At 58.5% G+C, this 16,495-nt stretch carries 8 protein-coding genes and 8 pseudogenes; 9 read left to right on the top strand and 7 right to left on the bottom strand.

From position 1 onward, the window contains the following. Positions 1 to 30: 30 nt before the first annotated feature. Positions 31 to 881: pseudogene (locus CO670_RS29515) on the bottom strand (SDR family NAD(P)-dependent oxidoreductase). A gap of 467 nt (positions 882 to 1,348) precedes the next feature. Here CO670_RS29515 and CO670_RS29510 point away from each other — a divergent pair. The 6 genes and pseudogenes from CO670_RS29510 (at position 1,349) to CO670_RS29495 (ending at position 5,220) form a co-directional block, all read left to right on the top strand. After that, positions 1,349 to 2,137, top strand: a complete 789-nt coding sequence (locus CO670_RS29510) for an SDR family NAD(P)-dependent oxidoreductase (protein ID WP_176539051.1) — start codon at positions 1,349 to 1,351, stop codon at positions 2,135 to 2,137. An 11-nt stretch (positions 2,138 to 2,148) separates the two neighbouring features. Continuing rightward, positions 2,149 to 2,631: an SDR family NAD(P)-dependent oxidoreductase gene (locus CO670_RS29505; protein WP_225880284.1), complete on the top strand. Its 483-nt coding sequence runs from the start codon at positions 2,149 to 2,151 to the stop codon at positions 2,629 to 2,631. A 584-nt stretch (positions 2,632 to 3,215) separates the two neighbouring features. Further along, positions 3,216 to 3,302 (top strand): annotated as a pseudogene (locus tag CO670_RS33520) (hypothetical protein); the annotation flags it as partial. A gap of 156 nt (positions 3,303 to 3,458) precedes the next feature. Then, positions 3,459 to 4,184: a LysR substrate-binding domain-containing protein gene (locus tag CO670_RS29500; protein WP_245426111.1), complete on the top strand. Its 726-nt coding sequence runs from the start codon at positions 3,459 to 3,461 to the stop codon at positions 4,182 to 4,184. Beyond that, a pseudogene (locus tag CO670_RS33755) lies at positions 4,181 to 4,282 on the top strand (hypothetical protein); the annotation flags it as partial. The gene CO670_RS29500 and the pseudogene CO670_RS33755, both read left to right, overlap by 4 nt. Before the next feature lie 71 nt (positions 4,283 to 4,353). Next, a complete protein-coding gene (locus CO670_RS29495) occupies positions 4,354 to 5,220 on the top strand; it encodes an ISAs1 family transposase (protein ID WP_245426108.1) in 867 nt (288 codons plus the stop codon). Positions 5,221 to 5,629: 409 nt separating this feature from the next. Here CO670_RS29495 and CO670_RS33510 read toward each other — a convergent pair. Next, positions 5,630 to 5,810, bottom strand: a pseudogene (locus CO670_RS33510) (hypothetical protein); the annotation flags it as partial. 468 nt (positions 5,811 to 6,278) lie between these two features. Between CO670_RS33510 and CO670_RS29480 the strand changes: the two are divergent. Beyond that, on the top strand, positions 6,279 to 8,723 hold the full coding sequence (locus CO670_RS29480) for a glycoside hydrolase family 3 C-terminal domain-containing protein (RefSeq protein WP_097593527.1): 2,445 nt from the start codon (positions 6,279 to 6,281) through the stop codon (positions 8,721 to 8,723). An 807-nt stretch (positions 8,724 to 9,530) separates the two neighbouring features. Here the strand turns inward: CO670_RS29480 and istB are convergent. After that, positions 9,531 to 10,423: pseudogene (istB, locus tag CO670_RS29470) on the bottom strand (IS21-like element ISRel5 family helper ATPase IstB). Continuing rightward, positions 10,420 to 11,895 carry an IS21-like element ISRel5 family transposase gene (gene istA, locus CO670_RS29465; protein WP_176539052.1) on the bottom strand — a complete coding sequence of 492 codons (1,476 nt, stop codon included), beginning with the start codon at positions 11,893 to 11,895 and terminating at the stop codon, positions 10,420 to 10,422. Before istA ends, istB begins: the two are co-directional and overlap by 4 nt. 992 nt (positions 11,896 to 12,887) lie before the next feature. Between istA and CO670_RS29455 the strand changes: the two genes are divergently transcribed. Continuing rightward, positions 12,888 to 13,217: a hypothetical protein gene (locus CO670_RS29455; RefSeq protein WP_210293982.1), complete on the top strand. Its 330-nt coding sequence runs from the start codon at positions 12,888 to 12,890 to the stop codon at positions 13,215 to 13,217. A gap of 400 nt (positions 13,218 to 13,617) precedes the next feature. Here the strand turns inward: CO670_RS29455 and CO670_RS29450 are convergent. The 3 genes and pseudogenes from CO670_RS29450 to CO670_RS29440 form a co-directional block, all read right to left on the bottom strand. Next, positions 13,618 to 14,635 (bottom strand): annotated as a pseudogene (locus CO670_RS29450) (nucleotidyl transferase AbiEii/AbiGii toxin family protein). Beyond that, a pseudogene (locus CO670_RS29445) lies at positions 14,628 to 15,222 on the bottom strand (DUF6088 family protein). Before CO670_RS29445 ends, CO670_RS29450 begins: the two co-directional pseudogenes overlap by 8 nt. A 121-nt stretch (positions 15,223 to 15,343) precedes the next feature. After that, a complete protein-coding gene (locus CO670_RS29440; protein ID WP_004672578.1) occupies positions 15,344 to 15,553 on the bottom strand; it encodes a hypothetical protein in 210 nt (69 codons plus the stop codon). A gap of 323 nt (positions 15,554 to 15,876) precedes the next feature. Between CO670_RS29440 and CO670_RS29435 the strand changes: the two are divergent. Next, positions 15,877 to 16,495, top strand: a pseudogene (locus tag CO670_RS29435) (hypothetical protein); the annotation flags it as partial.

Below are 16,495 nucleotides of genomic sequence, written 5' to 3'. Positions count from 1 at the left end.
GGATTACTCTCCTCTACAAACATTCCACCATCAGTGACCTGACTTCAACCAGGCTGCGAATTTATCCATCAGTCGGGGTGCCAGCGTGAAAGCGCCGGCCGGTTCAGGATCATGTCGTCGGCCGCCCAGCGGATCCTTCTGGCATCGATCGCAGACGTAACCGCGTTATCCGGACAGATGATGTAAAAATTCTCGTCGAGCAGACGGACCAGGAAGTATTCCACCAGTTGCTCTGCGGTCCATGCCTCATCGGGTTTCGCAATGCCCTGCGGCTTGAGTGCGATGTTCATGGGTGTCCACGTGTAGCCAGGGACGAGGAGATGAGCCGAAACACCACCTCCCGTCGCCTTCAGAAGCTCGTGCGACAGCTGTTCGGTCAGGACTTTGACAGCTGCCTTCGCCACCGAATATGCGGCGTTACCTGGAGGAGTCGTAATACCTTCCTTGGAGCCGAGGTTGACAACGGCCGACTGGCGACCGGCTTCGATCATGTAGGGCACGAAGACGTGTTGCGCGGCCAGAACACCTCCGAAGTTTACATCGATCTGGCGTCGCCACTTTGCAGGATTGTCCCAAGGGCCGGCTCCTTGCGTTATGCCCGCGTTGTTTACTAGGACGGCCACGTCGCCAAACCGCGAAATCGTTTCGTCCCGCAACCTGGTCAGTGCCGACAAATCTGATACGTCGCCGCTCACGATCAGGATGTCCGTGTCGAGTGTCGAAGTAACATCCTCAAGTGCGTCGGCGTCGAGATCCAGCAGCGCGAGCTTCATGCCGCGGGCCGCGAGAGCCCTCGCGATTGCCAAGCCGATGCCCTTCGCAGCTCCCGTGATGACCGCAACGCGGCCAGGAGCAACGACGCTGTTCATTCTCTCGCTCATTTTTTGTCTTTCCCGTCATTGGACCGTCACCGCTGGAAGGTGTGCCGGACAAGCCGTCGCCGTGGAATTTTTCTCCGAGAAGCGTGCCGGCCGATGGCACCAGCGCAGAGAAGTCCATCAACGCTACTCAGGCGCTTGGGTCGTCGGATCATATCCGCGGGCTGCGAACGACCGTTCGATCGCACTATAAGAATAGGGTAGCGCGACGGCTACTTGAAGTGAGCGGGATCGCACGCACCGATGAGCCGTGTTCACTCAAGGGCCTTCGTGACGTAGGGAATGCCTGGCCAGTTCGACCGCGGACGGGACCAAAAAGGTAACGCACTCCTGGTCCCTGCCAGATCGGTGGATGATTTTCACTCACCGCCCCGATCAATTTTGCTCATGTAACCAATCGGCTCCACGGGCATTTGGTCACCAGCGCCTCGAGACGATCGTGGTGCTGACCAAACCAAAGGAGTGAAATCATGACAGGGAATAAACCACTCGCAATGATCACGGGCGGCTCATCTGGAATAGGCTTCGAGCTTGCCAAAGAATTCGCCAAGAATGGATTCGATGTCGCCATTTCAGGCTCAAGCGACAAGGTGAACGAGGCCGCCGATGCGCTACGAAGCCTTGATGCCGAAGCATATCCGTTCAAAGCGGATGCCTCGACGTACGATGGCGTCGAGAGGTTCTGGGCCTTTACGCAGGGGCTGGGGCGCCCCTTGGAAGCCGCGGCTCTGAACGTCGGTATCGGTATCGGTATTGGCGGCGCCTTTGTCGATAACGATCTCGAGGATGAGCTTCGCCTGCTTGCGATCAATGTAACCGGGACCGTCCATATGGCCAAACGCGTCGTCCAACATATGGTCAAGAACGGCCGCGGCAGGATTCTCATCACCTCCTCGGTTTCGGCGACCCTGCCCACGCCATACGAAACCGTTTACGGCCCGTCGAAGGCATTTGGTTATATGTTCGCGGAATCTCTGCGCGAGGAGTTGCGCTCGACCGGGGTCACGGTGACGGCACTCCTTCCGGGCGCCACCAACAGCGACTTCCACGCGAACGCTGGAATGGGCGGTACGAAGCTCGGTGGCCAACAAAAAAACGACAAGACGCTCGTCGCCCAGCAGGGGTTCGAGGCTCTCATGAACGGCATCGACCATATCGTCGGCGGAGATCAGGAAACCAAGCGCCAGGTGTTGGAAAACCGGACGACCCCCGAGCCCGTCAAAGCCGCGCGGCAAGCCGAATTGACCCAACCGCAGTGAAGGAGCACGTCATGTCACATCTGAAAAACAAGGTCGCCATCGTCACAGGGGCTTCCTCGGGCATTGGAGCGGCGACCGCCAGAGGATTGGCGGAAAAAGGTGCGCGCGTCGTCCTTGCCGGCCGCAATGAGAAACGCCTTAGTCAGATCGTCGAAGACATCACCGGTTCGGGAGGTATTGCCAGCTACAAGGTTGCTGATGCCACGGATTTTGAGAGTACCAAGGCCCTCGTCGCGTTCGCCACAACGACGTACGGCCCGGTCGATATATTGGTCAACAATGCCGGCCTCATGCTCTTTTCCTATTGGAAGGATGCCGCCGTCGGCGATTGGAACAAGATGATCGATACCAACCTGCGTGGCTATCTGCATGCGATCGCCGCGGTGCTGCCGTCGATGTTGGAGCGCCGGTCCGCACGAAGTTCTTCATACGCGGTATTACCGAAAGCCTCAGGAAGGAGGTGGGCGTGGGTAGCGGGATCCAAGTGTCTATGATCAGCCCTGGCGTGATCGATACCGGCTGGGCCGACAAGGTTCATGACGAGACGGGCAGAAAGATCGCCGAAGAGCTCAACAAGCAGGGTATTCCGCCGTCGTCGGTGGCTGAAGCCGTGGTCTATGCACTAGACCAGCCCCCGGAGATCACGATCAACGACATTTCGTCCATCCAACCCGGCAGGACTGGTAGCCCGCGTTTTCGAGAGCTCAGAACTAGAACCTCCGGGACTGTTAGACCGCCTCGCGGAACCAACCGGTGCCGTCTCTCGTGGCTGTGGACACGAAGATCTTCATTGCATGACGATCTAATCCCGGACGTTTTCGTTTTTCAGCGACCGGGCCATCTCCGCCGTCCTTCGCAGGATCCAACATGGATCACTAGGTCAAATTTTTGACTGCTTCCTCGGCTATCACATACCAAATACAGGGCCAGTTAAATAAGGATTGAAGGTGCCGGCCGGCCTGAAGCAAGGTCGGCGCCGGCAAGGGCGATCTTTTTCAGTACAAGTGCGAGTATCCATAACTCATGGTATCAACGCGGGCCGATCTGGCCGACCTTGAAACTTTCGTCGCGATCGCGCGTGCGGGGGGGGGTCCGAAAGGCCGCCGCGCTTCGCGGCGTTTCCGGGTCTGCCCTCAGCCACTCGATCAGGGGTTTGGAGGCCCGTCTGGGCGTCCGTCTGTTTCATCGGACAAGCAGGAGCATCAGTCTCACCGCCGCCGGCGAAGTGCTGCTTGCCGAACTGGAGCCCCGTTTCCTCGGCATTCAAGCTGCGATGGATCTCCTAGACAGTTTCAGGAGCGGGCCTACGGGCAGAGTGAGAGTGACCACCCTGCGTGACGCCGCCGAGCTGCTGATCGCTCCTCGACTGCACAGTTTTCGCAAGAGCTACCCAGATGTCGAGGTCGAAGTCAGCGTCGAGGATCGCTTCATCGATATGGTCGCCGAAGGTTTTGACGCGGGCATCCGTTATGGGGGAACGGTTCCCGAGGGGATGATCGCGTCGCGTCTGACATCCGAACTCGAATGGATCGTAGTCGGTTCTCCGGCCTATCTCAACGAACGAGGGCGGCCCGCGCGGCCGGAAGATCTCTTGACGCACGAGTGCATCCGGATCCGAACCGGTACGGATCACCTCTGCAAATGGGAACTTGGCGACGGCGATCGCATGGTTTCTCTCGACGTTCCGGGACTTCTCACGCTCGGAGATTCGGAACTATCTATCCGCATGGCGGAGGGGGAGGCGGTCTCTTTTATTGCCTGCAGGCCCGGGTCGAGGACAAACTTGCGGCCGGTTCACTCGAAGTCGTGCTGCCGGACTGGACCTCTACCGGGCCGGGTTTTCATGCATACTACGTTTCGCATCGACAGGTGCCGTCCGCTCTCCGGACGTTTCTCGACTACCTTAAGGCGCCGGTTGCGGGCGATTGAAGTGACGGCCAGACGAGACAGCTTCACCAGGCAGGAGAATCGCATATGGATGGTAAGGAGTTGTTTTGCTGAGGCAAATCGACTCAAGAACTCTCCGATAATTTGGAGGTTCGGATGAATCGATTTGCCACCTGTTTTAAAGATCTGCCCGACCCTCGGGGGCGCAACACACGTCATCCGCTGATGTCGATCCTGTTCATTGCCATTGCCGCGATCGTTTGCGGCGCCGAAAGCTGCGCCGACATGGCCGATTCGGCGTTTCCAAAAAGAAGTGGCTCAAGACGATCGTGCCGCTGCCCTATGGCATCGCCGGCCATGGCACCTTCTCCACCGTTTTCCGCTGCCTCAATCAGGTTGCCTTCGAAGCCGCTTTACCGAAGCCTTTGCAAAGGGCATGGAAGGCGTGGTGGCGGTCGACGGCAAGGCGGTACGAGGCGACGCCGCTGCCCCTCGTCAAGGTCTGGGCTGCCGGTTGCGGCCTGGTCATCGGCCAACAGACCGCGCCGGGCCGCAACGAGGTCCAAGGGGCGCTCGATGCGCTTGCGCTTTTGTCGCTGGAAGGTGCCATCGTCACCGCCGATGCCCTGCATTGCCGCGCCGATACCGCTCATGCCATCCTTTCCGCCGGCGGCGACTATGCCCTGGCGTTGAAGGCCAATCAGCCCGGCCTCCTGGCACAGACGATTGCTCGTCTGGACGACGTCGAGCCACTCGGCGTCCAGACCGCCGCCGAGAATGACCATGACCGCTGCGAAAGACGCCGTGCCTGCATCGTCGCCGTCAATGACATCGACTTCCCCGGCCTGCAGGCCATAGGCTCCGTCGAGGCTACAAGCCGCCATGCAGATGGCCGTCTGACCAGTCATGTCCGCTACTTCCTCCTCTCCACCGTCATGTCGGCCAGCGCCTTGATCGAGGTAACCAGAACCCATTGGCAGATCGAAAACAAACTGCACTGGGTCCTCGACGTCCAGTTCCGCGAGGATGCCGCCAGAAACCGTAAGGATCACGGACCGGCAAACATTGCTCTGTTGCGAAAGATTGCCCTCAACCTCATCCGAGCCCATCCAGATAAGGCATCCATTCGTCGCAAGATCAAGAAGGCAGGGTGGGACGATCAGTTCCTCATCTCTATCATCGCTCATATGCGATAGCCCTGCTTCACCAGGGGAATTTGAGTGCCGGCAGAAAGCGGTCGCTCGCAGCCAGAAAAATAATTGGCAGCAAGATCGCCTGGCATCCTTTAACATGCCGAAAGCGAAAAAAAATACGTGACAGCCTCCGATCCCTCTCTGAGCCGAGGCCATCCATGATGGTAGAGAATCCGCAAGTCTTCGGCTGTCTGACACGACCAGCCGGTACGAATGCGGTACTGCCACGGCTCTCCTCCAGGCGCCCGTTTTTGATCTCTCGATATCTAAATTTGTGCAGACGAGCAGGCAAAGCTATAACGGCAGGATCAACGAATACTGGTAGCTCTCAGACAATCTGGATCGATATCAACCGGGAATGCCTGCATATGTAGGGAGGATTCAAGCACGGCGTGAGGGCGATGCAGACGGACGAGGCGGAGACGTCACGGAAACCCGAGAGCACCTGCATCACCTCGCTCGAGGTTTCCAGGCGGCCTTGTAGGAGACCCGCGGCGTAGTGCCCCGAAAACCCCACCGCGCAAATGCTGATTATGAAAGACAGTACGAAAATGATTACTCTGTAGCCGGAAACGGGACAACAGCCTGTCCATTGTGGTCGATCCTTGTCCATAGGCGGTGAAGAAACTTCATCAATCGGGATCCGCCTCCGAGGGAAGCATCGAATCATCAATGACGACACGAAAGCTGCGCGACCGAGGTTGTCTGTCAACAGATTGTCTGATAAAGCTTGCTAAGGTTCAAACTGTCTCACAAACTTGCGGAGGAATAACTCCGTAACAGAACCGGCGCTGCCGCAGCCGGCACAACTTTCACTGCTGAAATCGATTGCCGCGATGTTCCTTGTTTTCAATGGAAAGCGGTGACCGCATCTCGGCTATGTGAAGGCTTCGAACATGTCGTCGTCCTCGCGACGGCGGGACGCGACGCCTTGATGAACAAACGGGCGTCCTTTTTATCGATGGACGGCTCCATGGCGCCGAGATCACCAGCTTCCCCGATATGCATCTCGAGATGTTGATCTGGGACAGGTAAGTATTGAGATTCAAGAAGCAGAGAAGATGATTGATAAGAAAGCATTGCTCGATAATATGACCTTGGCGGAGCAGGTCTCGCTACTTTCCGGCGATACGTTCTGGTCTTTACCGCCCATCGACCGCCTAGGGATAGGGAGATTGCGCTTGACCGACGGCCCCAACGGCGCCCGCGGGGCGGGGTCTTTTGTCGGAGGTGTGACTGCAGCGGCTTTCCCGGTGGGCATCGCCATCGGAGCGAGTTGGAACCCGGATCTAGCCAAGGAAATCGGCAGTGCCCTAGGTGACGAGGTTCTTTCAAAAGGTGCCCACGTCTCGTTAGCCCCCACCGTTAACATCCAGCGTAGCGTCACAAACGGCCGCAACTTTGAGTGCTTCTCTGAGGATCCGATCCTGACGGCGGAACTTGCAGTCGGCTATATCGAAGGTCTGCAGTCCACGAAAGTCGGTGCCACGATAAAACATTTCGTCGGCAACGAGTCCGAGATTGAACGTACAACCATCTCTTCAGATATCGATGAACGCACGCTGCGCGAAGTCTACCTGATACCCTTTGAGACGGCGGTGAAGCGGGCAAAGGTCTGGGCCGTGATGTCTTCGTATAACAAGCTAAACGGTACTTACACGGCGGAAAGCCATTGGCTGTTGAACGAGGTTCTGCGCGGTGACTGGGGTTTTAACGGCGTGGTGATGTCGGACTGGTTCGGCTCGCGTTCGACCGCACCCACCGTGAATGCCGGGCTGGATCTGGAGATGCCGGGCCCGACTCGCGATCGCGGCTCCAAGCTACTGGCTGCGGTCGAAGGCGGCGAGGTTAGTGTCGAGACGATCCGCGCCTGTGTGCGCAATATCCTGACTTTGATGGAACGCACCGGCGCTATCAACGATCATCGCGAGTTTAAGGAGTACGCCATTGATCAACCGAAACATAGGGCATTGATCAGGCGCGCGGGAGCGGAAAGCGCAGTTCTGCTACAGAATGACGGGATCCTGCCATTGGCTCAGCAAGGTATGGTCGCCATCATTGGACCCAATGCCAAGGTCGCGCAGGTGATGGGAGGCGGCTCGGCGCAGTTGAACCCTCACTATGTCATCAGTCCGTGGCAGGGGCTGGTGGACGCGCTGGGTGAGGAGAATCTGTGCTACGCTCAGGGTTGCAACAATTATCGGTTTCAGCCGCTAATCGAAAACCCCACAACCTTCGAGTTTTTCCAAGGAAGGGAGCTAGCTGGCGAACCGGTGAAGGTCGTCGAGGAACCGTCGAGCCTTGGTGTATGGTTGCCCCCCGTGGCCGAGGGCCTCGTCGATCCGCATCGCTTTTCGGCCCGAATGCGCACCATCTTCACAGCCTCGGAAGCCGGCGTCTATCGCGTCGGACTAACCTCCGCCGGGCTTGGCCGGGTCTATGTGGACGGCAGACTTGTGGTGGACGCTTGGGCTTCCTGGACGCGTGGTACCACATTCTTTGAAGAAGGCTGCGAAGAGGTCGTGGGTGAAATCACGCTCGAAGCCGGCCGTACATATGAGGTCGTCGCCGAGTACGCCCGGCACGATCACGTCAACCTCTATATCGCCGCAATTCGGGTAGGAATAGGCAGGTTTTCGGCCGAAGCGGAGATTGCCGAGGCAGCAGCCGTCGCCGCAAAGGCTGATCATGCGGTAGTCTTCGTGGGCAGAACGGGCGACTGGGATACCGAGGGTTCCGATCTCCGCAGCATTGCACTTCCTGGTCTGCAGAACCAGCTTGTTGAGGCGGTAATTGCGGCCAATCCGAACACGATTGTCGTACTACAAACCGGTGGACCGGTGGAAATGCCCTGGCTTTCGGGCGCTCGTGCAGTACTGCAATGTTGGTATCCCGGACAGGAGGCTGGCAACGCGATCGCCGATGTGCTCCTCGGCAAGGCCGAGCCCTCGGGCCGACTGGCACAGACCTTCCCCGTGCGCTGGGGTGACAATCCCACACATACCGAGGATGACGCGGTCTATCCAGGCAAGGATGGCCATGTGCGTTATGACGAAGGTGTGTTCGTCGGTTATCGGCACTACGATCGCCACGGCATTAAGCCGCTGTTCCCGTTCGGTCATGGTCTCGGTTATTCAAGCTTTGCGATGTCGGACCTGACGGTAGCGCTACCGGACGCTGCCGGCGCGGTGACAGTGACACTGGGATTGACCAACATCAGCGAGCGGCCAGGTTCGGCAGTGGTGCAAGTCTATGTCGGCGATGTTGAAGCATCTGTACCCAGACCGGTTAAAGAGCTGAAAGCCTTCTCGAAAATCGCCCTGGAACCCGGTGAGAAACGAAGGTTGCGTTTCATACTTGACGCCCGAACATTTGCCTTCTTCGACACGACCGAGCGGCGTTGGCGGATAGAGGCGGGGGAATTTGCAGTGATGGCTGGGTTCTCGGCCACCGACATCCGTTTGAGTTTAACTGTCACGCAAAAGGGCGCTGTCTTGGCGCTCTGAATGGGCCGCAAATCAATGACCACATTGGGCAGTGGTTGAGTTCCAACGTATGCGGTTTTGGCGGTGAAGCTGGGTGAGTTGAGTGAGAGAATGCCTCAAAACCGGTACTTGGTTAATGGCATGGCGAAACACCGCCTGCGCCTCCAAAAACAGGCAATGTTTTCTGAACGATCGTAAGCGCGATTTTCCCCGCACCTTCTGCAATTGAGTGAGCTTTGGCATGAGGTGTCCACCAAAATAGGTGGACACCAAGGGATGGAAGAAGTGACCTGCCACTGAATTTTCATCCGGCGGCGATTAGAGCCTCGGCCGGGGTCTGGTATCCGAGCGATGAGTGCGGCCGGAAATGGTTGTACAACACGACGACAGAACACCCACGGGACCGAGGTTCGCGAGCTTTTGTATCGCATCCCTGGTCCGGGCAACCCGTTCACGTGCATGAGGCGGTGTCCAAAGGGAAGCATATTTCCGCTGCAGCCTTTCTGGTTCTTCTTCTGGTCGACTTCTTGAGGTCCCATCGTGGATGTTCGACCGATCAATGAGTGGTTGTTGGCGCAGCCTGGCGGTCCCGCACGTCGATCTCGCAAGCCTGCATTCTTTGGCAAGATTGCTGAAGGACGCTGATGCCTCATCGCAATCTTCTGTAATGGGCGCAGCACTTTGGTCGACTCAGCCTATTCAACGCCATGGTGAGGCAGCTAAATGCTGACTTCCAAGAGAACCTTGAGCCTGCCCATCGATGCAAAATAGCTAAAAATATAGCGCGGCAATCAGGATGAGACGCTTGCGACAATCTGGATGAGATTCTTAGGTCGCGGTCGGGATCAAATTATCATGCTGATTGCCGCTGACAAGTTCTTCGTCGTTTTCTGATTGCCGCTCCGCGACAGACAGCGTTGATGTCCTGATTGTCGCAAACGAGGCCGGTCGGCCGCGCTGGCGTTTTTCCTCAAGCGCAGTTCTGCGGCGATAGCTTTCGACGTTCATCTCGAAGATCGTGGCATGGTGCACGAGCCGGTCGACTGCTGCGAGTGTCATGGCAGGGTCGGGAAAGACCCGGTTCCACTCTCCGAACGGCTGGTTGGCGGTGATCAGGATCGACCGGTGCTCGTATCGTGCCGAGATCAGCTCGATAGCACGCTTGTTTCCGCCTGGTCCTTGGTGACGTAGGCGAGGTCATCGAGGATGAGCAAGTCGTACTTGTTGAGTTTGTCGATGGCAGACTCAAGCTGCAGTTCCCTTCGGGCGACCTGAAGCTTCTGCACAAGATCGGTGGTCCGGGTGAACAGGACCCGCCATCCGTTCTCGATCAGCGCAAGGCCGATGGCAGCAGCAAGATGGCTCTTTCCTCCGCCGGGCGGACCGAACATGAGGATGTTAGCTCCCTTGGCAAGCCAGCTGTCGCCGGCGGTGATTGCCATGACCTGCGCCTTCGAGATCATGGGTACAGCGTCAAAGGCGAAGCTGTCTAAGGTCTTTCCGGGCGGCAGGTGCGCTTCGGCGAGATGCCGTTCAATCCTGCGATTGGCACGCTCTGCCAGCTCGTGCTCGGCAATAGCCGACAGGAAGCGAGCTGCCGGCCATCCTTCCCGGTCCGCCTCTTCGGCAAATCGTGGCCACAGCATTTTGATCGTCGGCAGCCGGAGCTCGTTGAGCATGATGCCGAGGCGTGCTTCATCGATAACGTGGGCGTTCTTCATGCCGCTTCTCCCGTCCCGATCAGGGCCTCATAACCGTTGAGCGATGCGAGTTGCACACGAACGGTCGGCAGCTTGGCTGGATCCGGACCGAAGAGCGCTCGCATGGTAGCCAGATTGGGTAAGTCACCAGCATCGAGTATCCTGGCCAATTCTTCGGCAAGTTCGCGTTCGCAACCACGGTCATGCGCGAGCGCCAGGAGTTCGACGGTGATCTTGCAAGCCTGCTTGTCGGGAAGATGCTCGATGAGGGCTTCGAAGGCCTTGCGATATTCCTGACGCGGGAAGAGCTTGTCGCGATAAACGAGGCCGCGGAGCGCCATCGGCTTTTTGCGCAGGGAATGGATGACGTGGTGGTAGTTGACGACCTGGTCGTGTCGGCCGTCGGGATGGCCGCGTCCTCGGCGCAACGTCATCAGATGCGTACCGCCGACAAAGACATCCAGCCGATCGTCGAACAGGCGAACTCTTAACCTGTGGCCGATCAGGCGGGATGGCACGGTGTAGAAGACCTTGCGCAAGGTGAAGCCGCCCGTCCGGGACACCGTAACGACAATCTCTTCGAAGTCCGTGGTCCGGCGCTCGGGCAGCGCCTGCAGATGGGATCGCTCAGCATCAATGCGCTTGCCATGGGCAGCGTTGCGACGGCTGACGATGTCATCGACAAAGGCGCGGTAAGAACTGAGGTCGTCGAATTCCTTGGCCCCCCGCATCAGCAGGGCGTCATGAACAGAGTTCTTGAGATGGCCATGGGAGCTTTCGATAGAGCCGTTCTCATGCGCGACGCCTTTGTTGTTGCGCGTCGGCGTCATTCGATAATGGGAGCAAAGCTGATCGTATCGGTGGGTGAGATCGACCTTGGCATCGGCGTCGAGGTTGCGGAATGCCGCCGACAGGCTGTCGCTTCGATGATAAAGCGGCGTACCTCCCACGGACCACAGGGCATTTTGAAGCCCTTCAGCCAGCGCGACAAAGCTTTCGCCGCCGAGAATGACATGGGCATGTTCGAAGCCCGACCAGACAAGCCGGAAGTGATAGAACAGGTGATCAAGCGGCTGGCCGGCGATGGTCACACCAAGACCGCCGGCGTCGGTAAAATCCGAAAGGCCCAACCGGCCTGGCTCGTGCGTTTGGCGGAAGATGACCCCCTGCGCTTCGCCATGGACAGCACGCCACGACCGAATGCGTCGTTCAAGCGTGCGGCGGATACCTTCAGAGAGTTCTGGATGTCGGCGCAGCATCTCGTTGTAGACAGCGACGGCACGGATACCGGGTGCGGCCTTCAGGAGCGGGACGACTTCGGTCTCGAATATCAGCTCTAAGGGATCAGGGCGGCGGCGTCCGCGCGGCGCTTTGCTCTGAGAAGGCAGTTGTACCTCCTTGTCGAGGCGGTATGCCGTGGCTCGGCTGATCGACGCTTTTGACGCGGCGACCTCTACGGAATGCGTTTGTCGGTACTTCATGAAGAGTCTCATCTGATGATCGGTTAAATGGCGACCCGGCACAAACTGGTTCTCCAATCCAGAAAACCGCAAATGTACCGGACCGACCGCGATCATGAGACGCCGAAAATCTGCGCCACGCCGGGGTATGACTACGATCGGGCTACGCCCTCACTCCGTCACACCCCGGCGCGAGTCTCATCCTGATTGACGCTGAATCTCATCGAGATCGCCGCTACGCATAAAAGAGCCAGCCTGCCCGTCTAACCAATGCGAGCAGAACTCTCGGGACATTGTCACCCAACTTGTAGAGGGCCATCTTCGGCGTCAAGGCGCAGACCTCAACCGCTTCCGAGCAGAGAACTACGTCGGGTGCTGGACATATTTGTGAAGAACCCAACACGGCACAATACTTTTATCATCACGGAATGGGCGCGGCAGTCGGCCAGCAGCCAGGCGCCTGTAAAATCCAGGTGTCGAGCCGACAGGGCCTTGAAGGCATGCCTGAAACCAGGATGAGGGAACATATCGCCGGATTGGGCCGAGTTGAAGAACGTTGTGGGCAAGAATCTGTGCCCTCACCTCATCAGTCCAATTCCGCCGCTGCCGCCGACAGGTGATCTTTGAGCTCATTTGGGGATCGTTAGCGTTCAGCTTCGGTAGGCGGACGTACATTTTTGCGATGGCGGAAGTTGTCGGCAGGTGGGCAACACGTGAAATATGGTTCTTCACTGAAATCGAGGGCATCAGACACGTCCCGCGCTCGCCGCGACAGAGCGTCCGACGAGACCTCGAACCATCTTCCGCGAACACTTCATAGCACTGCCTGCAACGTGCTTCGTGTAGACTGCAATCTTCAGTACATCGTTAAGCGAGGTCGTGTCTGAACAACACCGTAGGCATGCCGGATCCTCCGTATTCGAGATGGAATAGAGCGCCTCAGGAATGGTCCCATTTCATCCCGAGGAGGAGAAGTGAAATTGCCATAGTGGCGTGGCGGCGTTTGTTCGCGAGGCTCATGCTACGTGAGTGTCGAGAAGATTGCGACGGATTTAAGTTTCGATCGCCGTGGTTTACCGGAATGCACCTTCCGCTATCTCGCCGCCGAGACGTCGGTCGAGTTCCTCGTGCTGGCCGTTGCGGCAACTTGGCGATTCACGCCGCCACCGCGCGCCTATCGCTGCGGCAGCACAGCCGGCTTCGACACATCTTCATTCAGACAAGGCGATGGCAAAAATCATCGTCACGCCCGGGCTGGCCCTGTCGAGATTGCGGCCTTCCTGATGAAAGGCGACGTCGATCCGCTGGACGCCAAGGAAGTGACCTTCGTCTTGTCGACCCCCCTGCGGGAATAGAGCCAATCAAGCGTGCGGCGCGCCAGTGGGAGGACGGCACTTGGCGCGAGAACGTACCGTTGCGGCAAGTGGAACATCCGCGTCGATTCTCGCGTCAGCGATTTTGAGCTTGCTCGGGCTTCCGGCGAGATTGAAATTGGGAATTAGAATGCCTTCACTACAAACACACCGGATCTTCATTTTACGTGGCGCAACTTTCCTCAAACGAACCCGCACCCGTGCGGTATTTGGCCACATCCTCGCCGAGGCCGGAGCCGGAATAACCGGGTCCGAGCTTCACTCTCATCACATCAAGGGTGCCTGCCACGAGCAAACGCCTAATAATTGGCGCGAAGCCAAACCGCGTCGGTGACAGGGCACTCACAGTAATGGGCAGGTGCGGCTGTGGGCCGGCAATTGCTTATTTTGACGCGTCGCTTTTGTTGGCATGCGCCTGAATTTGCGTGCATCGCTCGATCAGGTGCTCGAACGGCTCGGAATCGCCGAGCAGCAGGCCGTCGTCGACCATGCGCGCGTAATCCTCGCCGAGCGCACGCACACCTTCTCCGGATGGCGTCAGAACCAGATTGCCGTTGACGGCTGCGGCGTAGTCGATGGGCGAGCGGTTGGCCGCCTTTTCCGCAAAAAACATGGATTTGTGTTTCGCCACGGCATTGGCGAGTTGCCGATCCGCGGATGCTTTGTCGGCGAAACCAGCATCGTCCAGCCGGACGACATCATGCCAGTGGCGGGCAAAACGATCGCCGCGAAGGCGCTCCTGCAGGCAGAAGACATGGATGGCGGTCGCTTTCTCCCAGAACGTCCGCTCCGCGTGCATGACGCGGGGAGTCGCTTTCGGAAATTCGACACCATCAACCTGGCCCGACGCGTCACAGTCGATATCGCGGATACTGGCCGGCTCGCCGGTCGACCGCGCTCCGAATTCGAGCATGACGCTCGGGGCGACATAGCCGGATCCGCTGCTCACCGCTTCATAGTCGAGGTAGAGCGTATCGTCCTCGAGGCGGATTGCCGCCGGAAGAGATTGAACGCGCAACGCGCCATAACCGGCTCCACCGAGCCCGCCACCCAGACCGGAAGCCGCTTTCGCACCTCGCTGGTCCAGTGTTTCTCCTCGCTGCGGGTTTCGGCAGTGCTTCGTCATTGCCGCCAACCAAGTCCGGCGCCAGGGCGCGGATATCGTAGGTCAGGTCGACATCCTCGGAGAACCTTTTGATGACACCGTAGGCTTTCGAAAGCGAAGTGCCGCCCTTGAAGACGAGATGCTCACCGAGCTTGGACGAAAAGAGCGTCTGCAGCGTCCAGACGACCCAGACATCCTTTTCGAGGAGATGAATGGGCCGTCCGGTGCGGTCGGCCGCCACCGCCAAGGCTTCGCGTCGGTTATCCTTTGACAAGGTCAGAAACAGATCAGCGATGCGCAGCCTTTCCTACGCTTCTTGCAAGCCAGGTCGGAAACTGCGGAGCCGCCGCCACCAGCTCGCCGAACGCGTCTGGCGGCAGCTTTCGCTTGATCCGCGACAGTGCTTCATCGACCCTCTCCGGCCCAAGCCATGCAAGTGCGCGGACCGCCACGCCAGCAGGTCGATCTGCCAAGGCCAATTGCCAGCGCGGCACGTGCTTGAGCTCGACCGTCTGCTGTCCAAGGGGCATCGTCCGGCTACGGCCGGATGTCGGGTAGACGGAGCGGACCGGGACCTGGGAGGTCAGGCCCAGGGCATTTGCCGCGGCGGCGCCATTCGAGACGATGACCTCACCGCGCTGCTGCGCCACCGCCTCTACGGCCTGTTCGACCGTCGGCGGCCGACTGCCAAAGCGACTTTTGACGGGCCGCATATAGATACCACGGCCCGCCCGGACGAGCTCGCCACGCTCGGCCAGGCGCGACAGAGCCCGATCCAGGGCGGCTCGATTTCCGAGATGCAAAAAGCTCTTTGCCGAAAGCGCGGATCCCTTCCGGCAGTCGTTCAGCATGTCCCATGATTTGCGATGTCAGCTTTTGCATGGCATTTCTGTTGTCAGAAATATATGCAAGTTTCTGACAGTTTGCAATGAGAGGGGAAGACGGCGAGCCCGGACGGTGCTGACCAATTTTTATCGGTCAGTGACCCGCTGTCTCTTCACAATCACGATTCATCTATCAGGCCGTCAAACACTTCCACCATCGCATCGCTGATGGCCTTGCCTAGCGCGGCTGCAGCGTTTGCAAGCGCCTCGTCGTCCATATCGCGAGCGGCCATCGCAAAAGCAGTTCCCTCGGACGTTACGATTTCCCGCGCCCGCTCAATTGCCCAAAGGCCGAAGTCGCTGCGGCTGCTGATTTCCACGGTTTCCATGTTGTCTCCTGATTTGTTCGAGAGGACGGCTTATACCGATTTGCCGGACAATGCAGTCTGAAAACCGAGCCCGAGGACCGACTTCGATCTGTCTCGTGAGCGCATTCCCTACGGGACCGTGCTCTATTGCGCCGCACCTTGGCGACTGCGGTGTCACCAGCATTTGTACTGCGGTATAATTTGGAAGCGCTATGTGGGGGTCAATGGTTCAATTTTGCCGCTCCGATAGCACCCATTTGTCATATCACTGAAAAACTTCTGACCTAACGAGGCTTTCCGGGCCTCCGTTCAGGGTGCGGCCGTCGATCAGGAGTGACGAAATCATGTTGGAACGTGTTGGCAGCGGATCGAAAGAGGTCGAAACCCTGGTCGTGGACCTCGGCCAGAAAGACGTGACTGGCCGTTCTGCATCGACAAAAACCATCGACGCCGGCGAAATACGAAAGATCGCGCCGAGCGGTAACGGGCAGGCACTCGACATCTCCGCTGCGCGGGGCTTCGTCGGGTTTACCCAGAGCAAAAGCGGCGCCACCGCGATCCTAGTCGATGCAAAGGTGAGCACGCCCGAAACCGACCCGGGCAACGATCTCAAGATCGACCTGGACGGCTTGAAGAAGGTTGCCGCTTCCGAATTCGGCAGCACCGTGCCCAACAATATCACCCACCTGTTCAACCCGACCATCCAGACGATGGCCAACCAGCTTTACGGGGGAGACAGTTCCGAGGTGCGCGATCAGTTCAAGGCCGACGTCAAGGCGCTTCTCGGTCCGCTGCTCGACAAGGTCGGTGCCGGAGAGGTCAGTCAGGCTGATCTTGGCGGCCTTCTGGAGCGCCTGACGTCGCAGTTGGCGGCTCCCGGCGGCAAGGAAGTCTGGGGTTACCGCCACGCGGTGCAGACCGCGCTCGAAGGGCTCGTCATGGGCGCCAGCCTGGTCTCGAAGT

Source organism: Rhizobium sp. J15, assembly GCF_002531825.1.
In the GTDB taxonomy this organism is placed as follows: Bacteria; Pseudomonadota; Alphaproteobacteria; order Rhizobiales; family Rhizobiaceae; genus Rhizobium.
The sequence above is the reverse complement of the archived record's forward strand: the minus strand, read 5'-3'. Positions and strand labels throughout refer to the sequence as shown.

Coding starts and splice junctions, on each gene's coding strand:
- CO670_RS29510 (WP_176539051.1), top strand. CDS start 1,349: ATGACAGGGAATAAACCACTCGCAATGATCACGGGCGGCTCATCTGGA.
- CO670_RS29505 (WP_225880284.1), top strand. CDS start 2,149: ATGTCACATCTGAAAAACAAGGTCGCCATCGTCACAGGGGCTTCCTCG.
- CO670_RS29480 (WP_097593527.1), top strand. CDS start 6,279: ATGATTGATAAGAAAGCATTGCTCGATAATATGACCTTGGCGGAGCAG.
- istA (WP_176539052.1), bottom strand. CDS start 11,895: ATGAGACTCTTCATGAAGTACCGACAAACGCATTCCGTAGAGGTCGCC.
- CO670_RS29440 (WP_004672578.1), bottom strand. CDS start 15,553: ATGGAAACCGTGGAAATCAGCAGCCGCAGCGACTTCGGCCTTTGGGCA.